We start from the raw sequence: 18,122 nt of genomic DNA on the forward strand, positions 1-18,122 counted from the left end.
CAGGACTGACTCCGGCCACACATGAGGGGCGGGGTCGCAAGCTCAACTTAGGTTAGGCTAACCTAAGCAATGGGTTCGCGACCTCGCCCCTTTTTTCGGCCCCGCTCCCTTTTCCTGCCCCACCCGGGAACACCCTCATCCCCACCCGGAGGAACCGTTCATGCGCTCGCACCTGCTCAATGACACGACCGCGGAGCTCTATCGCAGCTCCGTGTCCGAGGGAGTCGAGCGGGTGGCGGCCAAACTCGCCACCACGACACGGCCGTTCACCGGCGTCACCCCGGACGCCCTGGCCCCCACCATCGACGCCGTCGACCTCGACCGGCCGCTGCACGACACCATCGCCGTGCTCGACGAGCTGGAGGACGTGTACCTCCGCGACGCCGTCTACTTCCACCACCCCCGCTACCTGGCCCACCTCAACTGCCCCGTCGTCATCCCGGCGGTGCTCGGCGAGACGATCCTCTCCGCGGTCAACTCCTCCCTGGACACCTGGGACCAGTCCGCGGGCGGCACCCTCATCGAGCGCAAGCTCATCGACTGGACGGCGGGCCGGATCGGCCTCGGCCCCGCCGCCGACGGCGTCTTCACCTCCGGCGGCTCGCAGTCCAACCTCCAGGCGCTGCTGCTGGCCCGCCAGGAAGCCAAGACGGAGGACCTCGCGAAACTGCGCATCTTCGCCTCCGAGGTCAGCCACTTCAGCGTCAAGAAGTCCGCGACGCTGCTCGGCCTCGACGCGAAGGCGGTCGTCTCCGTCCCGGTCGACAAGGACAAGCGCATGCAGACGGTCGCGCTCGCCGCCGAGCTGGAGCGCTGCCGCGAGGACGGCCTCGTCCCCATGGCCGTCGTCGCAACGGCCGGCACCACGGACTTCGGCTCCATCGACCCGCTGCCGGAGATCGCCGAGCTGTGCGCCCAGTACTCCACCTGGATGCACGTCGACGCCGCGTACGGCTGCGGCCTGCTCGTGTCGCCGAAGAACCGCGACCGGCTCACCGGCATCGAGCGCGCCGACTCCGTCACCGTCGACTACCACAAGTCCTTCTTCCAGCCGGTGAGTTCGAGCGCCGTGCTGGTCCGTGACGGTGCCACGCTGGGGCACGCCACGTACCACGCGGAGTACCTCAACCCGCGCCGTACGATCGCCGAGCGCATCCCCAACCAGGTCGACAAGTCCCTGCAGACCACCCGCCGCTTCGACGCGCTCAAGCTGTGGATGACGCTGCGCGTGATGGGCGCCGACGGCATCGGCAACCTCTTCGACGAGGTCTGCGACCTGGCCCGCGAGGGCTGGGAGCTGCTCGCCGCCGACCCGCGCTTCGACGTCGTCGTCGAGCCGAGCCTGTCCACGCTCGTCTACCGCTACATCCCGGCCGCCGTCACCGACCCGGCCGAGATCGACCGCGCCAACCTGTACGCCCGCAAGGCCCTGTTCGCCTCCGGCGACGCCGTCGTCGCGGGCACCAAGGTCGGCGAGCGCCAGTACCTGAAGTTCACCCTGCTCAACCCCGAGACGACCCTCGCCGACATCTCGGCCGTCCTCGACCTCATCGCCGGCCACGCCGAGCAGTACCTGGGAGAATCCCTTGACCGCGCTTCCTGAATCCCATGACCGTCACGACTTCATCGGGATCGGACTCGGCCCGTTCAACCTCGGCCTCGCCTGCCTGACCGAGCCGATAGCCGAACTGAACGGCGTCTTCCTGGAGTCGAAGCCGGACTTCGAGTGGCACTCGGGCATGTTCCTCGACGGCGCCCACCTGCAGACCCCGTTCATGTCGGACCTGGTCACGCTCGCCGACCCGACGTCCCCGTACTCCTTCCTCAACTACCTGAAGGAATCGGGGCGGTTGTACGCCTTCTACATCCGCGAGAACTTCTACCCGCTGCGCGTCGAGTACAACGACTACTGCCGCTGGGCCGCGTCGAAGTTGTCCTCCGTCCGCTTCTCGACGACCGTCGCCGAGGTGACGTACGACGAGGGCACCGGCCTGTACACGGCGACCACCGGGACCGGCGAGACCTACCGCGCCCCGCACCTCGTCCTGGGCACCGGCACCCCGCCGCACATCCCCGAGGCGGTCCAGGGCCTGGACGGCGACCACCTGCACAACTCCCGCTACATGCAGCACAAGCAGGAGCTCCAGAAGAAGGACTCGATCACGCTGGTCGGCAGCGGCCAGTCCGCCGCCGAGATCTACTACGACCTGCTCAGCGAGATCGACGTCCACGGCTACCGGCTGAACTGGGTGACGCGCTCGCCGCGCTTCTTCCCGCTCGAATACACCAAGCTGACGCTGGAGATGACGTCCCCGGACTACATCGACTACTTCCACGCGCTGCCCGAGACCACCCGGTACTCCCTGGAGGAGAAGCAGAAGGGCCTGTTCAAGGGGATCGACGGCGAGCTGATCGACGCCATCTTCGACCTGCTCTACCAGAAGGGCCTCGACGGCCCCGTCCCCACCCGACTGCTCACCAACTCGGCGCTCAGAAGCGCGAGTTACGAGAACGGCACGTACACCCTCGGCCTGCACCAGGAGGAGCAGGACAAGGCCTACGAGATCAAGACCGACGGCCTGGTCCTCGCCACCGGCTACAAGTACGCGACGCCCGCCTTCCTGGAGCCGGTCAAGGACCGCATCCGCCTGGACGGCCGGGGCCGCTTCGACGTCGCCCGCAACTACTCGATCGACACGACCGGGCGCGGCATCTTCCTGCAGAACGCGGGCGTGCACACCCACTCGATCACCAGCCCCGACCTGGGCATGGGCGCCTACCGCAACAGCTACATCATCGGCGAGCTGCTCGGCACCGAGTACTACCCCGTCGAGAAGACCATCGCCTTCCAGGAGTTCGCAGTATGAGCACCACCACCGTCGGCCGACTGACCTTCCGCCCGCTCGACCCGCAGAGCGACAGCGAGCTGCTGCACACCTGGGTCACCGACCCCAAGGCCGCGTTCTGGCTGATGCAGGACGCGAAACTGCAGGACGTCGAGCGCGAGTACATGGCGATCGCGGCGGCCGAGCACCACGACGCGTACCTCGGGCTGCACGACGGCGAGCCGGCGTTCCTGATGGAGCGCTACGACCCGCGGTACGTCGAGCTCGTCGGCCTGTACGAGCCCGAGCCCGGCGACGTCGGCATGCACTTCCTGACCGCGCCGTCCGAGATACGGATACCCGGCTTCACCCGGGCCGTGATCACCGCGGTCATGGACTTCCTGTTCGCCGACCCGGCCGTCGCGCGCGTCGTCGTCGAGCCCGACGTGGGCAACAAGGCCGTGCACGCCCTGAACGAGGCCGTCGGCTTCGTCCCCGACCGGGAGATCGCCAAGCCGGAGAAGACCGCGCTGCTGAGCTTCTGCACCCGCGCCCAGTTCGAAGCGGCGACCGGCACGACGACCGGGGGTGCCGCATGACCCTCGCCGACGCCGTCTCCCACCTGACCCCCGAGCTGTGGGCCGAGGCCAACCGCCTCCTCGTCCGCAAGGCCATCGCCGAGTTCAGCCACGAGCGGCTCCTGACACCGGAGCCGACCGAGGGCGCCGCCGACCGGTACGTGGTCCGCAGCGACGACGGCCTCACCCGCTACCGGTTCTCCGCCCGCCGACTGCGCCTCGACCACTGGCAGGTGGACGCCGCGTCCATCAGCCGGCACCGCGACGGCACCGAACTGCCGCTCAACGCGCAGCAGTTCTTCATCGAGATGAAGGACGCGCTCGGTCTGTCCGACGCGATCCTGCCGGTCTACCTGGAGGAGATCTCCTCCACGCTCTCCGGCACCTGCTTCAAACTGACCAAGCCGGACGTGTCGGCCGCCGAACTCGCCGCGTCCGGGTCCTTCCAGGACATCGAGACCGGGATGACCGAGGGCCACCCGTGCTTCGTCGCGAACAACGGGCGGCTCGGCTTCGGCATCCACGAGTACCTCTCGTACGCCCCAGAGACCGCGAGCCCGGTCCGGCTGGTGTGGCTGGCGGCGACGCGTGAGCGGGCCGCGTTCACCTGCGGCGTCGGCCTGGACTACGAGTCGCTGCTCCGCGCCGAGCTGGGCGAGCAGACGCTGGAGCGCTTCGACGCGACGCTGCGCGACCAGGGCCTCGACCCGGCGGACTACCTGCTGATCCCGGTCCACCCGTGGCAGTGGTGGAACAAGCTGTCCGTCACGTTCGCGGCCGAGATCGCCCAGCAGCACCTCGTCTGCCTGGGCGAGGGCGACGACGAGTACCTGGCCCAGCAGTCGATCCGGACGTTCTTCAACGCGACGTCCCCGTCGAAGCACTACGTGAAGACGGCGCTGTCGGTCATCAACATGGGCTTCATGCGCGGCCTCTCGGCGGCGTACATGGAGGCGACCCCGGCGATCAACGACTGGCTCGCCGGGCTCATCGAGGGCGACGAGGTGCTCAAGGGCACCGGCCTCACGATCATCCGGGAGCGGGCGGCCGTCGGCTACCGGCACCTGGAGTACGAGGCCGCCACCGACCGCTACTCGCCGTACCGCAAGATGCTCGCCGCGCTGTGGCGCGAGTCGCCTGTGCCGTCGCTCGCGCCGGGCGAACGCCTGGCGACCATGGCGTCGCTGCTGCACGTGGACCGCGCGGGCCGCTCCTTCGCGGGCGCCCTGATAGAGCGCTCGGGCCTGACGCCCGCCCAGTGGCTGAAGCCGTACCTGAAGGCGTACCTGACGCCGCTGCTGCACAGCTTCTACGCCTACGACCTGGTGTTCATGCCGCACGGCGAGAACGTCATCCTGGTCCTGGACGAGCGCGGCGTCGTGACGCGCGCGATCTTCAAGGACATCGCCGAGGAGATCGCGGTGATGGACACGGACGCGGTGCTGCCGCCGAAGGTGGACCGGATCCGCGCGGACGTCCCCGACGACATGAAACTCCTGTCGATCTTCACCGACGTCTTCGACTGCTTCTTCCGCTTCCTCGCGGCGAACCTGGTCGAGGACGGCGTGCTCGACGAGGACACCTTCTGGGCGGCGGTCGCGGACTGCGTGCGCGATTACCAGGAGGCCACGCCCCAACTGGCGGACAAGTTCGGCCAGTTCGACATGTTCGCCCCGAGCTTCGCACTGTCCGCCCTGAACCGGCTCCAGCTGCGCAACAACGAGCAGATGGTGGACCTGGCGGACCCGTCGGGCGCGCTCCAGCTGGTCGGCGACCTGGAGAACCCGATCGCCTAGGCGGTCGCGGACCCCATGACCGAAGGGGGCTCGGGAGACGGTCCTCCCGAGCCCCTTTCACTTACGGTCCTCGCCCCTTCTCTTCCTGGCCCGGCCCGGCCGGCCCGTCAGCCGTTCCAGGGCACCTGCGGCGACTTGTAGTAGGCGATGCCGAGGGCGTCCCAGCGCGGCGCCTGCTCGGCGAGCCGCACCTTGTACGTGTTCCAGTCGTGCGTGGCCGCGGGCGACCAGCCGAGCTCGGCGACCCCGGGCAGCCGCGGGAAGGCCATGTACTCGACCTGCGCGGACTCCGACAGGGTCTCCGACCACATCGGCGCCTCGACGCCCTTCACGGCCGCGGCCGGGGCGCCCGGCAGGTAGTTGCCCGGGTCCCAGTCGTACGACCGCTGCACCTCGACGTAGCCCGCCCAGGCGAGGCCGAGCGGGGTGTCCTTGGTGTACTTCATGTCGAGGTAGGTCCGGTCGGCGGGCGAGATGACGAGCCCGGTCCCGTTCTTCGCGGCCGCGGCGACCTGCGCCTTCTCCGCGGCGCTCGTGCCGTCCAGGCCCCAGTACTGCGCGAGGGCGCCCTTGATGGGCGTGGCCTCGGTCAGCTGGTGCCAGCCCACCACGGTCTTCCCGTACTTGGCGACGATCGGCTGCACCCGGTTCATGAAGGTGACGTAGTCCTCGTGACTGGTGGAGTGCGCCTCGTCACCGCCGATGTGCAGGTACTTGCCGGGCGTGAGGGCGGCGAGCTCGCGCACCACGTCGTCCACGAAGTCGTACGTGACCTGCTTGTTCACGCACAGCGAGCTGAAGCCGACCTCCGTGCCGGTGTAGAGCGGCGGCGCGACGCCGTCGCAGTTCAGTTCGGCGTAGGAGGCGAGGGCCGCGTTGGTGTGGCTCGGCATGTCGATCTCGGGCACGACCTCCAGATAGCGGGAGGCGGCGTACCGGACGATGTCCTTGTACTGGGCCTTGGTGTAGTGGCCGCCCGCGCCGCCGCCGACCTGGGTCGACCCGCCGTAGGTGGCCAGCCGGGGCCAGGAGTCGATGGCGATGCGCCAGCCCTGGTCGTCGCTCAGGTGCAGGTGCAGTTTGTTGATCTTGTAGAGCGCGAGCTGGTCGATGTAGCGCTTGACCTTGTCGACCGAGAAGAAGTGCCGGGACACGTCGAGCATGGCGCTGCGGTAGCCGTAGCGCGGGCTGTCCTCGACGGTGCCGCCCGCGACGAGCCACGGACCGCTCTGCCTGCTGTCGCTCTCGGCCTTCGCCGGCAGCTGCTGCCGCAGCGTCTGGACGCCGTGGAAGAGTCCGGCCGGCGCGTGGGCGACGATGGTGACGGACCGGCCGGTGCTGGTGAGCCGGTAGCCCTCGGCGCCGAGTGCCTTGTCCTTCGCGCTGAGTTCGAGGCGGATGCCGTCGCCCGCGTCGTCGTCGGTGACGGGCAGCCGGTAGCCGGTGGAGGGGCGCAGCACGTCGGCGAGGTAGCCGCCGATGCGGCGGGCGTCCTTCGATGCGTCGTCCACGCGGATCCGGGTCTTCGCCGTGATCTCGTACGCGGATCCGCCCGGGGTCACCTTCGCGGGTGCCGGGACGATCCGGCCCAGCGGGGTGGCCCCGTCCGGAGCGGCGGTGGCCGGGGCGGTGCCGAGCGCGCCGATGCCGGCGGCGACGAGCAGGGCCGCGCCCACGAGCGCGCCCATGGCTTTCGGTCTCTGCGGCGATCTGGGGTGCTTCCTCACGAACGGTCCCTTCGACGGCGGTCGTTGGCGGAGTTCGTCCTACGGGCTGAGCAACCGATCGGTCACCATGCGTACCGTCCGCCCCTCGGCCGGTCAAGGTGTAGACCACTTATGGCGGAGCCTGATGCCAGAATTGCCCCATGGCGGAAATCATCCAGCGGGACGGCACGTGGACGTTCGACGGGGAGACGCTGCGGCTGGTGCCGGGGCGCGACAAAGGCGTGAGCGTGCTGCGCAAGGCACTGGGTGAACTGACCGTCCCGCTGCGGGCGTTGGCGGGTGTCTCCTTCGAGCAGGGCCGCAAGTCGGGGCGGCTGCGACTGCGGCTGCGGGACGGCGCGGACCCGCTGCTCCAGGCGACGGGCGGCAAGCTGACGGAGGGCACGGACCCGTACCAGCTGACCGTCGAGTCGGACCGCTACGGCGTCGCCGAGTACTTCGTGGACGAGGTCCGCAACGCGCTGCTCCTGGAGCAGGTCCCGTCCTCGGCCTGCACCGCGTACGTGCTGTCCGGTCCTTCGGTGCCGCTGTCCGTCTCGGCGGGGGACGGCACGGCGAGCTTCGACGGGGAGCACATCCGCCTGGAGTGGAACTGGAAGACGGAGGACGCCAAGGCGTCGGCCGGGACCCGGCTGCTCGCCCTCGCGGACATCACGGCGGTGGAGTGGCAGCCGGCCCTCGGTCTGGAGAACGGCTGCCTGCGCTTCGTGGTCCGCTCCTCCCCCACCAAGGCGCCGCCGAAGTACGACCCGAACTCGATCGAGCTGTGGGGCTTCAAGAAGGACCCGCTGATGGCGCTCGTCGCGGCGGCGGTCCAGGCCCGCCTTCCGCATCCGGGGGCCGGCCCCGCCCCGAAGGAGCTCACCGCGCAGGCGCCGCCCGCCCCGGCCCCCGAGCCCGCACCGGCCGCGGCCGCCCCCGAGGACGACCACGACGCGCTGCTGCGCCGGCTGCGGGAGCTGGGCGAGCTGCACGGCGCCGGGATATTGACCGACGAAGAGTTCGCAGCTGCGAAGCAGGCCGTGCTCAAGCGGCTCTGACCGCGCGCCCGGCGCCGCCCGGGTGCACCGCGTCCGGCCGGACTCCGCCGGGCGGCGCCGACCACCGCACTTCGGCCACGCCCGGCGGTGCGGCGCACCCGGGCGGAACCCCGCCCGCCCCCGTCACGCGGGTCGTGGCGCGAAGTGGCTCGATCCCGGCCATCACCCTGGGCCCCGCGAGAGTGATCGGGGCCCAGTGGACGGCGCCCGGCGGGAGCGGCGCGCCCCCGGCGAGCCGCCGTGCATCATTCCGCGGACGGCCGTCCGGGGCGCGGGACGCTCAGTGCTTCACCTTGCGGGCCACGACGAACCGGTCGATCTCCTCACCGGTCTCCGCGAGGCCCCGCACGGTCAGCGTCGCCGTCCGCCCGACCGGCGCCGGATCGACGTCCACCCGCAGGAACGAGTAGTTGGTGTAGCGCACCCGGGACCAGTCCACGGTCACCGCCTGGTGGCTGCCGTCGGGCTGGACGACGAACGACTGGAACGGATCGGTCTTCTGTTCGTGTCCCTGGTACGTGTCGGCGACCGGGAAGGCGTAGAGGCTCTTGCCCGCCGCGCCCGCGGTGACGTACACGACGCCGTCGGTCTCGGGGTAGGCGGTGCCGCCGATCGGCAGCTCCTTGGTGACCTTCTCGCCCTTGAGCACGTCGGAGCGCTCGTACACGTGGTTGTGCCCGTTGATGACGAGGTCCACGGTGTACTTCTCGAACAGCGGCACCCACTCCTTGCGCACGCCCCCCTCCGAGGCGTGCGCGGTGGCGGTGCAGTAGGCGCAGTGGTGGAAGAAGACGACGACGAAGTCGATCCCGGAGCCGTGCGCCCGGAACTTCTTCAGCTGGCTCTCGAACCACTTGGTCTGGGTGCCGCCGGAGATCCCCAGGTTCGCCGGGATCTCGAACGAGACGTCGTTCGCGTCGAGCGAGATGACGGCGGTGTTGCCGTGCACGAAGGAGTAGACGCCCGGCAGGTTCTTGGGGTCGGGGCCGTTCGACGGCGGCGCGAAGCGGGCCTCCTGGCTGCCGTAGCCGTTCGGCGAGTACCAGGCCTCCATGTCGTGGTTGCCGTAACTGACCATCCACGGCACGGACTTGGCGACGGACTCGGTCTGGGCGAGGAACTGGTCCCAGGTGCGGGCGTCGAAGGTGTCCTTGGTCTGGCCCTGCCCGGACGGGTCCGCGTACGCGATGTCACCGGCGTGCAGGTGGAAGGCGGGGCCCTGGGCGAGGATCAGGCTGTCGTTGGCGAGCGCGTGGTAGCTGACGCCCTGGTCGCCGAAGGCGGTGAAGGTGAACCGCTCGGCGCGGGACGGCGCGGTGGTGAAGGTGCCGACGGTGCCCGCGAACTTCGGCGACGCCGGGTCGAAGCCCTGGTGGCCGACGCCGTAGTAGTAGGTCCTGCCCGGCTTGAGGTGGGTCAGCTTGGCGTGCACGTAGTACTGGGTGTGGTCGGCGCTCGTGCCGACGCCCGCCGGGGTGTACAGGGCGCGGATCTCGGCCGGGATCTTCCGCGACAGGTCGCCGGCGTGCGCGCCGATGCGGATGAACGGGTTCTTGACGGCGACCGGGACCTGCCAGGAGACGGTCATCTCGGTGCGCGCGTCGTCACCGTAGGAGAGGTGCCGGCCGAAGGGCGCGACGAGGGCGCCGTCGACGTGCTCGGCGGCCGGGGCGGTCGAGGTGGCCGCGGGCGCGGCGGCCTGGGCGGCGCCCGGTACGAAGACGCCGCCCGCGACCGCGCCGAGGGTGACGGCGCCGCCGCGGATCATCGTGCGGCGGGAGAAGCGGCCGCGCAGGTACTCGTGCTGCTCGGCGAGGCTTCTGTCAGCGAGTTCGTCGGGTACGCCCATACGAGGAATGTCCATGGCCGGAAAGGTGCTTGGGGCAATCATCCCGGTCGGATACGACAGGTGAACGCGGCCCGAACAACCGGCATGGCGCCCTTCAAGGCTTCACCACTTCCCTCCCAAGAACGGGGGAATCCGCCCCGCCGCTGTGATCCTTGCCCGATATCGGGCAGATTTCTTGCGAAAGCCCGGGGTCTCCCCCAGGATCTACCGGGTGCACGAGGAACTTGTCGATCATCTGACGCGCAGCACGCCCCTGAGCCGGGGCGAGGCGCTGCGGGTGATCCAGGACGTGCTCGCCTACTTCGACGAATCGACGGAGGACTACGTCCGCCGCCGCCACCGCGAGCTCCAGGGTCAGGGCCTGGTGAACGCGGCGATCTTCGAACAGATCCTGGCGGACCTGCGGTACCGGGCGGTCGCACCGCCGGAGCTCTCGCTCCGGCAGCTGCGCCGTATGGTCTACGGCTGACGCAAGCCGATCAGAGGGGATTTTCAGAACTTATGTGCGGAATTGTCGGTTACATCGGCAAGCGTGACGTGGCACCGCTGCTCCTTGAGGGCCTGCAGCGCCTGGAGTACCGGGGGTACGACTCCGCCGGCGTCGTGATCACCAGCCCGAAGGCCACCGGCCTGAAGATGGTCAAGGCCAAGGGCCGCGTCCGCGACCTGGAGGCCAAGGTCCCGGCCCGCTTCAAGGGCACCACCGGCATCGCCCACACCCGCTGGGCCACGCACGGCGCCCCCTCCGACGAGAACGCGCACCCGCACATGTCGGACGACAACAAGGTCGCCGTCGTCCACAACGGCATCATCGACAACGCCTCCGAGCTGCGCGCCAAGCTCGTCGCCGAGGGCGTCGTCTTCCTCTCCGAGACGGACACCGAGGTCCTCACCCACCTCATCGCCCGCTCCCAGCAGTCGGACCTGGAGGACAAGGTCCGCGACGCGCTGCGCCTGATCGAGGGCACGTACGGCATCGCCGTCCTGCACGCCGACTTCCCGGACCGCATCGTGGTGGCCCGCAACGGTTCGCCGGTCGTCCTCGGCATCGGCGACAAGGAGATGTTCGTCGCCTCGGACATCGCCGCCCTCGTCTCCCACACCCGCCAGATCGTCACCCTCGACGACGGCGAGATGGCCACGCTCAAGGCCGACGACTTCCGCACGTACACGACGGAGGGCACCCGTACGACGGCGTCGCCCACGACCGTCGAGTGGGAGGCCGCCTCGTACGACATGGGCGGCCACGACACGTACATGCACAAGGAGATCTCCGAGCAGGCCGACGCCGTGGACCGCGCGCTGCGCGGCCGCATCGACGACCGCTTCTCCACCGTGCACCTCGGCGGCCTCAACCTCGACGCCCGCGAGGCCCGTTCGGTCCGCCGCGTGAAGATCCTCGGCTGCGGCACCTCGTACCACGCGGGTCTGATCGGCGCCCAGATGATCGAGGAGCTGGCCCGCATCCCCGCGGACGCCGAGCCGGCCTCCGAGTTCCGCTACCGCAACCCGGTCGTCGACCCCGACACGCTCTACATCGCGGTGTCCCAGTCCGGCGAGACATACGACGTCCTCGCGGCGGTCCAGGAGCTGAAGCGCAAGGGCGCCCGCGTCTTCGGCGTCGTGAACGTCGTCGGCTCGGCGATCGCCCGCGAGTCCGACGCCGGCGTCTACGTCCACGCGGGACCCGAGGTATGCGTCGTCTCGACGAAGTGCTTCACGAACACCACGGTCGCCTTCGCGCTGCTCGCCCTGCACCTGGGCCGCATCCGCGACCTGTCCGTCGCCGACGGCAAGCGCATCATCGACGGCCTGCGCAAGCTGCCCGCGCAGATCGAGGAGATCCTCGCCCAGGAGGCGGAGATCAAGAAGATCGCCGAGGAGTACGCGGACGCCCGCTCGATGATGTTCATCGGCCGCGTCCGGGGCTACCCGGTCGCCCGCGAGGCGTCCCTCAAGCTCAAGGAGGTCTCGTACATCCACGCCGAGGCCTACCCGGCCTCCGAGCTGAAGCACGGCCCGCTGGCCCTCATCGAGCCGGCGCTCCCGACGGTCGCGATCGTCCCCGACGACGACCTGCTGGAGAAGAACCGCGCCGCGATGGAGGAGATCAAGGCCCGCTCCGGCCGCATCCTCGCCGTGGCGCACCAGGAGCAGGAGAAGGCCGACCGGACGATCGTCGTCCCGAAGAACGAGGACGAGCTGGACCCGATCCTGATGGGCATCCCGCTCCAGCTCCTCGCGTACCACACGGCGCTGGCCCTCGGCCGCGACATCGACAAGCCGCGCAACCTGGCGAAGTCCGTCACGGTGGAGTAGCGGTCCCCGCCCCCACCGGCCCGCACCCGGGACCCGGCCCGCACCCAAACGAACGGGCCCCACGCGCGCGCCACCATTACGCACGAGGGACCCGTTCACGAAGGGCCGGAGCCGCCCATTGCCCCGGCCCCATCTGGCTGTCAGCCGGCGGCCGTCACCCCCCGGCCGGCAGCACGTCCGGGCAGCGCCGTCGGCAGCCCCGCCATCGAGGCCGTGGCCCCGTACCAGGCCAGGAGCCCGCCCGCCGCGGCGAACCAGCCGCCGACCTTCGCGAGCCCCTCGGTGTCACCGAACGCGGCGACGGCGAGCAGCACGAGCGCCACGAACAGCGCCCCGTAGGTACCCCGCGCGAACGCGCCCGCGCCGGCCGAACCCAGCGTCAGGCTCAGCGCGAGCAGGGCGAACAGGAGCAGGAAGAGCCCCGCGGCGTTCGCGGAGACGGCGTCGTCCGCCCCGACGCCCCAGGTGAACCAGAAGGCACCGAGCCCGGCGAAGGCCGTACCGGTGAAGCCGTCCGCGCGCAGCGCGAGCAGACCGGCGACGAAGAGGGCGACCCCGCCCACATACGTCGCGATCGAGACGGCGTCGGCCGCCGTCACGCCGTCGATCACCTGGGTGTGACCGAGCCCGAACGCCAACAGGGTGACCCCGAGGGCGAGTTGACCGAGAGTCGAGACAGTAGAGGCACTTCCCGCGGAGACGTCGTTGTCCACAGCGGGCTCCCTTCGTGCAAGTGCGGGTGCTGTGCTGTTGTCCAGCGACCGGTATGTACCCTTCACAAGGGCACAAACCACCTCTACGCACGAGTAGATTTATCTGCCCGTCCGGCCCATCTCCCCCGGGACCAGGGCGAGTTAAGGAATGACGACGACGGGCCGCTTGGCGCGCCGCGCGAGCCGGCCGGCGACCGAGCCGAAGATCCGCCCGACGAGCCCGTGGGTCGAGCCCACGACGATGGCGTCGGCGGAGTACTCGCGTCCGACCTCCTCCAGCTCGTGGCAGATGTCGCCACCGCGCTCGACGAGGATCCAGGGCACCTCGGAGAGATACTCCGCGCAGGCGAGTTCGAGCCCGAGGACCTCGGTCCGGTGATCGGGGACGTCGACGAAGACCGGTGGCTCACAGCCCGCCCACACGGTCGTCGGCAGCCGGTTGGCGACGTGCACGATGATCAGGCCGGAGCCCGAGCGATGGGCCATGCCGATCGCGTAGGCGAGGGCCCGCTCGCTCGACGTCGAGCCGTCGAAGCCGACGACGACACCGTGCTTGAAAGCGGGATCACAGGCGTGACGTGTCTCTTGTGCCGCTTCGGGGGTCGTCGTGGGATCGGCGACCTGCCGCTTGCGGTCCGCGGGTTCGGGGAATTCGTGACCGGCCATGAGTGTCTCGGCGTGTACCTCGTGGGCCCTGTAGAGGGGACGGCAACTGAATCGGCGGAGCTGTGTCCGGGAATCATCTTCCCAACCCCATACCCCCAAGGGTACGGCGACACTCCTCCTCTGCCCAGACTCCGGCCCGCTGTCGGACCTGTACGTATCTGCGCTCCGCGGCGTTCAGGGGAGCATGCACGAGGCCCCGCCCGTATGGCAATGGTTGCTGCCCCGTACAGGCGGTTTGCGCACCCTTGTGGCCCTGTCGGGGGCGGATCAAGTGACCGGGGCCGGTGCCACGCGTTGAACTCCCGAACCCCAGACACAGGGAGCATTCCGTGCCCGGACCGACCACCGCGCACCATTCCGCGGCCCCGCACCGGACCGCGCCCCGGCGCATCCCGGCGCCCGCCCGCGCCCCCGAGTCGCACACCCGCGCGACCCCTCACGCCCATGACGCGCCACCCATGGGTGGCGACGGGGCGAGCGACGTGGTCCGCTGGGCGGGGTTCAGCTGTGTTCTGGTGCCGCTCGTTCTCGTCGGGTACGGAATCTCCGCGGCGGGTGCCGCCGGAGCCGCCCTGGGGCTCGCCGCGGTGACCGCGGCGTGCCGGGTGCTTCTGCGCCAGTCCGAACGCGGTGCCGCGAAGTTGCACAGCGAACAATGCTGTACTCGTCGCGGCCGGCACGGCAGGACCGGTCCGGGGGCGCGCGGGGGCGGTCGGCGAGCGAGTGGGAGTACGCCGGTCGACTGACCGGAATCCGGGCGCCGCCCCATAGATTTTCAGCCAACTTCGGGTGAGGGCCCGTTCCTTGTCATCCCCCTCCCCCAACCCCCGTTCCACCAGGGCTGAAAGGACCGCAAACCCCGCCTGCACCCTACGGGGACCGGCCACTGAGTTGAGGCGTACTTCCCAGCAACGCCCGTGAGTGCAACGCTTCGTGATCGAATGCTTCACGCCAAGTTGCCATGTCGACAATGTGCCAGGTCTTTAACTGGTCACGACGGCACCACGGGACACAGTAGATTCGATCATGACTGTCTGATCTGTAGGCGGCGGGGGACTTCGTGCAGGACCGAGGGGAAACGTGCAGGAGCGAACAGCCCGTCAAAGTATTGAGGGAGCCGCGATCACCGAGGGGGGCTTAGCAGGATGAGCCACGACTCCACCACTGCTCCGGAGGCGGCGGCTCGCAAGCTGTCAGGGCGCCGGCGACGCGAGATCGTCGCGGTGCTGCTGTTCAGCGGCGGACCCATCTTCGAAAGTTCCATTCCGCTCTCCGTGTTCGGGATCGACCGTCAGGATGCGGGAGTTCCCCGGTACCGGTTGCTTGTGTGCGCCGGTGAAGAGGGACCTTTGCGCACCACGGGCGGACTCGAACTCACCGCGCCACATGGACTGGAGGCGATCTCCCGGGCAGGCACGGTCGTCGTGCCGGCCTGGCGCTCGATCACTTCACCGCCTCCTGAGGAGGCGCTGGACGCACTGCGTCGCGCGCACGAGGAGGGCGCCCGCATCGTCGGGCTGTGCACCGGCGCGTTCGTACTCGCCGCGGCCGGGCTGCTGGACGGCCGCCCGGCCACCACGCACTGGATGTACGCGCCGACGCTCGCCAAGCGCTATCCGTCGGTCCATGTGGACCCGCGGGAGCTCTTCGTGGACGACGGCGACGTGCTCACGAGCGCCGGCACCGCGGCCGGCATCGACCTGTGCCTCCACATCGTGCGCACGGACCACGGCAACGAGGCGGCGGGCGCGCTCGCCCGCCGTCTGGTGGTCCCACCGCGCCGCAGCGGCGGCCAGGAGCGCTATCTCGACAGGTCTTTACCTGAGGAGATCGGCGCGGACCCGCTGGCCGAGGTCGTCGCCTGGGCCCTGGAGCACCTCCACGAGCAGTTCGACGTGGAGACGCTGGCGGCCCGCGCCTACATGAGCCGCCGTACGTTCGACCGCCGCTTCCGGTCGCTGACGGGGTCCGCCCCGCTCCAGTGGCTGATCACGCAGCGGGTGCTGCAGGCCCAGCGGCTCCTGGAGACCTCCGACTACTCGGTCGACGAGGTGGCCGGGCGCTGCGGGTTCCGCTCCCCCGTCGCGCTGCGCGGGCACTTCCGGCGGCAGCTGGGCTCGTCCCCGGCGGCGTACCGGGCCGCGTACCGGGCCCGCAGGCCGCAGCCGGGCGACAACCCGGGGGCCAACGGGCACGGCGGCAAGTCCGACAAGCCGGTGGAGATGGCACCGGCGCAGGGCCCCGAGACCCCGGGTCCGGTACCGGCGCAGTCCCGGCGCACGGCGGCAGCGGCCGCCTCGTCCGGGGTCGGTGCTTCCGCGGCGTCCATGCCGGCCGGTCCGGCGGGTCATGCGGAGGGCTTCACACCGCACCCCGACGCCTTCGCGCAGGGCCGGGCGAGCCTGCCGGGTCCGCGCACGGCTCCATAGCGGTCCCGCCGGGGCGTCCCCCGGCCGGGCCGTAGCCGATCGGTGCTGGTCAGCGAGGTCCGGCGCGTGCAGCTGCCGTGCAGCAGTCGTGCGCTCCGGACCCCGCGGCAGCGGCCGCGTCGGCGTCCGCCCCGGCCGGCCGGGGCAGGAGTCGGCGCACGCCGTCTGCCAGCGCGAAGGTCCTGCCCGTAGGGTTGACCGCATGAACGATCGCATGGTGTGGATCGACTGCGAGATGACCGGACTCTCGCTGGCGAACGACGCGCTCATCGAGGTGGCCGCACTGGTCACCGACTCGGAGCTGAACGTACTCGGCGACGGAGTGGACATCGTGATCCGCCCGCCGGACGAGGCCCTGGAGACGATGCCCGAGGTGGTGCGCACCATGCACACGGCCTCGGGTCTCCTCGACGAGCTGGCGGGCGGTACGACCCTCGCCGACGCCGAGGAGCAGGTTCTCTCCTATGTACGTGAGCACGTCAAGGATGCGGGCAAGGCCCCGCTGTGCGGGAACTCGGTCGGCACCGACCGCGGGTTCCTGCTGCGTGACATGCCGACGCTGGAGGAGTACCTCCACTACCGGATCGTCGATGTGTCCTCGGTCAAGGAACTGGCCCGGCGCTGGTACCCGAGGGCGTACTTCAACAGTCCGGAGAAGAACGGCAACCACCGGGCGCTCGCGGACATCCGCGAGTCCATCGCCGAGCTGCGCTACTACCGCGAGGCGATCTTCGTCCCGCAGCCCGGACCGGACTCGGAGACCGCGAAGTCGATCGCGGCGAAGCACGTCCTGCCTGCGGAACCCGCTGAATAACCCCTCGTAAGCCCCTGTGTACGGGGTCCGGACGCCCGCGGAAAAAGGTGGGCGCGAGCACCCCTTCGGACCCTGTACACTTTTTCTCGGCCGGTCGGAAGAACGACAAACGACCGGACATGGTGGGTGTAGCTCAGTTGGTAGAGCACCTGGTTGTGGTCCAGGTGGCCGCGGGTTCAAGTCCCGTCACTCACCCTGAAGGGTCGAAGGCCCCGGTTCGGAAGAACCGGGGCCTTCGTCGTTCCCCGTGCCCTCACGAGGAGCCACGGACGACCAGCTCCGTCGGCAGCACCAGATGGCGCTCGGCGCCCCGGCGGACCGAGGAGCGCTTGCCCTCGGCGGCCAGCGCGATCTCGTCCAGGAGCAGTCCCGTCATCGCCCGGCCCATGTCGCGGGTGGGCTGGCGCACGCTGGTCAGACCGGGCTCCATGTGGCGGGCGATCACCGAGTCGTCGAAGCCGACCAGGGCGACGTCGTCGGGGATGCGGCGGCCGGCCTCGCGCAGCACCTGGCGGGCGCCGGAGGCCATCAGGTCGGAGCAGGCGAAGACGGCGTCGAGGCCGGGGCTGCGCTCCAGGAGCTCGGTCATGCAGCGGCGGCCGCCCTCCTCGGTGAAGTCTCCGTAGGCCACCAGCTTCTCGTCGTACGAGAGCCCGCTCGCGGCCAGCTCGTCCTCGTAGCCGGCGAGACGGCGCTGGGCTCCGTACACGTCGAGGGGGCCCGCGATGATCGCGACGGAGCGGCGGCCCCGGGAGACCAGGTGGTCGACGGCGGAGCGGGCCCCGGCGTAGTTGTCGGTGTCGACCGAGGGCAGCGGCTCGTCCGCCGAGCGGGGGCCGCTGATCACGGTCGGGATGTCCATCTGGAGGAGGCGGTCCGCGAGCGGGTCGTCGGCGTGCACGGAGACCAGCAGGACGCCGTCGACGCGGTGGGCGGCGAGGTAGGCCGCGAGGCGGTCCTGTTCGCGCTCGCCACGGGCGAAGGTGAGCAGCAGCTGGAGGTTGGACTCGGCGAGGGCCATGCCGACGCCGCCGACCATGCCGGAGAAGTACGGCTCGGAGAAGAACCGGGACTCGGCCTCCGGAACGACCACGGCTATGGAGTCCGTGCGGTTGGCCGCGAGGGCGCGGGCCGCTGTGTTCGGGACGTAGCCGAGCTCGGCGACCGCCTCCTCGACCGCGGCGCGCGTACGGTCGCTGACCCTCGGTGATCCGTTGATCACCCGGGAGACCGTGCCCCGGCCCACGCCCGCCCGGGCCGCGACCTCCTCAAGGGTCGGACGCCTGCCGTGAGTGCCGCGAGCCGCCATGACTCCTACCTCCCCAAGTCTCACGCGGAATCTAACAGCCCGATAACCGCTGCGACT

The 18,122-nt window shown here is 70.1% G+C and carries 15 protein-coding genes and 1 tRNA gene; 11 read left to right on the forward strand and 5 right to left on the reverse strand.

Annotated features, from left to right (window positions below):
• Nucleotides 1-160 precede the first annotated feature (160 nt).
• From desA to RBJ77_RS52420, 4 genes are read left to right on the forward strand one after another with little or no spacing between them, the layout of a single operon-like run.
• Complete coding sequence (gene desA, locus RBJ77_RS52405; RefSeq protein ID WP_372351430.1) at nt 161-1,603, forward strand: lysine decarboxylase DesA; 1,443 nt, start codon at nt 161-163, stop codon at nt 1,601-1,603.
• The gene (locus RBJ77_RS52410) at nt 1,587-2,867 is read left to right on the forward strand and encodes a lysine N(6)-hydroxylase/L-ornithine N(5)-oxygenase family protein (RefSeq protein WP_372351431.1); all 1,281 of its coding nucleotides are present in this window, start codon (nt 1,587-1,589) and stop codon (nt 2,865-2,867) included. Before desA ends, RBJ77_RS52410 begins: the two co-directional genes overlap by 17 nt.
• Nucleotides 2,864-3,424, forward strand: a complete 561-nt coding sequence (locus RBJ77_RS52415; RefSeq protein WP_255973415.1) for a GNAT family N-acetyltransferase — start codon at nt 2,864-2,866, stop codon at nt 3,422-3,424. The genes RBJ77_RS52410 and RBJ77_RS52415 overlap by 4 nt, the downstream gene beginning before the upstream one ends.
• Nucleotides 3,421-5,199 carry an IucA/IucC family siderophore biosynthesis protein gene (locus tag RBJ77_RS52420; RefSeq protein WP_372351432.1) on the forward strand — a complete coding sequence of 593 codons (1,779 nt, stop codon included), beginning with the start codon at nt 3,421-3,423 and terminating at the stop codon, nt 5,197-5,199. The genes RBJ77_RS52415 and RBJ77_RS52420 overlap by 4 nt, the downstream gene beginning before the upstream one ends.
• A 107-nt stretch (nt 5,200-5,306) precedes the next feature.
• On the opposite strand, the gene RBJ77_RS52425 is transcribed toward RBJ77_RS52420, so the two are convergent.
• Nucleotides 5,307-6,887, reverse strand: a complete 1,581-nt coding sequence (locus tag RBJ77_RS52425; RefSeq protein WP_372351433.1) for a beta-N-acetylhexosaminidase — start codon at nt 6,885-6,887, stop codon at nt 5,307-5,309.
• Nucleotides 6,888-7,066: 179 nt separating this feature from the next.
• Here RBJ77_RS52425 and RBJ77_RS52430 point away from each other — a divergent pair, with 179 nt between their 5' ends.
• The gene (locus tag RBJ77_RS52430; RefSeq protein ID WP_372351434.1) at nt 7,067-7,966 is read left to right on the forward strand and encodes a DUF4429 domain-containing protein; all 900 of its coding nucleotides are present in this window, start codon (nt 7,067-7,069) and stop codon (nt 7,964-7,966) included.
• 280 nt (nt 7,967-8,246) lie between these two features.
• On the opposite strand, the gene RBJ77_RS52435 is transcribed toward RBJ77_RS52430, so the two are convergent.
• A complete protein-coding gene (locus tag RBJ77_RS52435; RefSeq protein WP_372351435.1) occupies nt 8,247-9,830 on the reverse strand; it encodes a purple acid phosphatase family protein in 1,584 nt (527 codons plus the stop codon).
• 196 nt (nt 9,831-10,026) lie between these two features.
• Here RBJ77_RS52435 and RBJ77_RS52440 point away from each other — a divergent pair, with 196 nt between their 5' ends.
• A complete protein-coding gene (locus RBJ77_RS52440) occupies nt 10,027-10,284 on the forward strand; it encodes a hypothetical protein (RefSeq protein ID WP_255973405.1) in 258 nt (85 codons plus the stop codon).
• Between the two features lie 32 nt (nt 10,285-10,316).
• A complete protein-coding gene (gene glmS, locus RBJ77_RS52445) occupies nt 10,317-12,134 on the forward strand; it encodes a glutamine--fructose-6-phosphate transaminase (isomerizing) (protein ID WP_372351436.1) in 1,818 nt (605 codons plus the stop codon).
• 140 nt (nt 12,135-12,274) lie between these two features.
• Here the strand turns inward: glmS and RBJ77_RS52450 are convergent, their stop codons facing one another.
• Together RBJ77_RS52450 and RBJ77_RS52455 are read right to left on the reverse strand one after the other, a co-directional pair.
• Nucleotides 12,275-12,847, reverse strand: coding sequence for a GPR1/FUN34/YaaH family transporter (locus RBJ77_RS52450; protein ID WP_372351437.1), 573 nt, complete (start codon nt 12,845-12,847; stop codon nt 12,275-12,277).
• 141 nt (nt 12,848-12,988) lie between these two features.
• Nucleotides 12,989-13,513 (reverse strand): universal stress protein, encoded by a 525-nt coding sequence (locus RBJ77_RS52455; protein WP_255973401.1) that lies wholly within the window; start codon nt 13,511-13,513, stop codon nt 12,989-12,991.
• A gap of 458 nt (nt 13,514-13,971) precedes the next feature.
• Here RBJ77_RS52455 and RBJ77_RS52460 point away from each other — a divergent pair, with 458 nt between their 5' ends.
• The 4 genes from RBJ77_RS52460 (at nt 13,972) to RBJ77_RS52475 (ending at nt 16,951) form a co-directional block, all read left to right on the forward strand.
• The gene (locus tag RBJ77_RS52460; RefSeq protein WP_372351569.1) at nt 13,972-14,259 is read left to right on the forward strand and encodes a hypothetical protein; all 288 of its coding nucleotides are present in this window, start codon (nt 13,972-13,974) and stop codon (nt 14,257-14,259) included.
• Between the two features lie 399 nt (nt 14,260-14,658).
• Nucleotides 14,659-15,942, forward strand: coding sequence for a helix-turn-helix domain-containing protein (locus tag RBJ77_RS52465; protein ID WP_372351438.1), 1,284 nt, complete (start codon nt 14,659-14,661; stop codon nt 15,940-15,942).
• 202 nt (nt 15,943-16,144) lie between these two features.
• On the forward strand, nt 16,145-16,756 hold the full coding sequence (gene orn / locus RBJ77_RS52470; protein ID WP_255973398.1) for an oligoribonuclease: 612 nt from the start codon (nt 16,145-16,147) through the stop codon (nt 16,754-16,756).
• A gap of 122 nt (nt 16,757-16,878) precedes the next feature.
• Nucleotides 16,879-16,951, forward strand: a tRNA-His gene (locus tag RBJ77_RS52475).
• A 58-nt stretch (nt 16,952-17,009) separates the two neighbouring features.
• On the opposite strand, the gene RBJ77_RS52480 is transcribed toward RBJ77_RS52475, so the two are convergent.
• The gene (locus RBJ77_RS52480; protein WP_372351439.1) at nt 17,010-18,065 is read right to left on the reverse strand and encodes a LacI family DNA-binding transcriptional regulator; all 1,056 of its coding nucleotides are present in this window, start codon (nt 18,063-18,065) and stop codon (nt 17,010-17,012) included.
• Between the last annotated feature and the right edge of the window lie 57 nt (nt 18,066-18,122).

Source organism: Streptomyces sp. KL116D (assembly GCF_030766975.1).
In the GTDB taxonomy this organism is placed as follows: domain Bacteria; phylum Actinomycetota; class Actinomycetes; order Streptomycetales; family Streptomycetaceae; genus Streptomyces; species Streptomyces longispororuber_A.

Bases quoted from the DNA above. Each gene is read 5' to 3' on its own strand.
- desA (WP_372351430.1), top strand. From the start codon at position 161: ATGCGCTCGCACCTGCTCAATGACACGACCGCGGAGCTCTATCGCAGC.
- RBJ77_RS52415 (WP_255973415.1), top strand. From the start codon at position 2,864: ATGAGCACCACCACCGTCGGCCGACTGACCTTCCGCCCGCTCGACCCG.
- RBJ77_RS52420 (WP_372351432.1), top strand. From the start codon at position 3,421: ATGACCCTCGCCGACGCCGTCTCCCACCTGACCCCCGAGCTGTGGGCC.
- RBJ77_RS52425 (WP_372351433.1), bottom strand. From the start codon at position 6,887: ATGGGCGCGCTCGTGGGCGCGGCCCTGCTCGTCGCCGCCGGCATCGGC.
- RBJ77_RS52430 (WP_372351434.1), top strand. From the start codon at position 7,067: ATGGCGGAAATCATCCAGCGGGACGGCACGTGGACGTTCGACGGGGAG.
- RBJ77_RS52435 (WP_372351435.1), bottom strand. From the start codon at position 9,830: ATGGACATTCCTCGTATGGGCGTACCCGACGAACTCGCTGACAGAAGC.
- glmS (WP_372351436.1), top strand. From the start codon at position 10,317: ATGTGCGGAATTGTCGGTTACATCGGCAAGCGTGACGTGGCACCGCTG.
- RBJ77_RS52455 (WP_255973401.1), bottom strand. From the start codon at position 13,513: ATGGCCGGTCACGAATTCCCCGAACCCGCGGACCGCAAGCGGCAGGTC.
- RBJ77_RS52460 (WP_372351569.1), top strand. From the start codon at position 13,972: ATGGGTGGCGACGGGGCGAGCGACGTGGTCCGCTGGGCGGGGTTCAGC.
- RBJ77_RS52465 (WP_372351438.1), top strand. From the start codon at position 14,659: ATGAGCCACGACTCCACCACTGCTCCGGAGGCGGCGGCTCGCAAGCTG.
- orn (WP_255973398.1), top strand. From the start codon at position 16,145: ATGAACGATCGCATGGTGTGGATCGACTGCGAGATGACCGGACTCTCG.
- RBJ77_RS52480 (WP_372351439.1), bottom strand. From the start codon at position 18,065: ATGGCGGCTCGCGGCACTCACGGCAGGCGTCCGACCCTTGAGGAGGTC.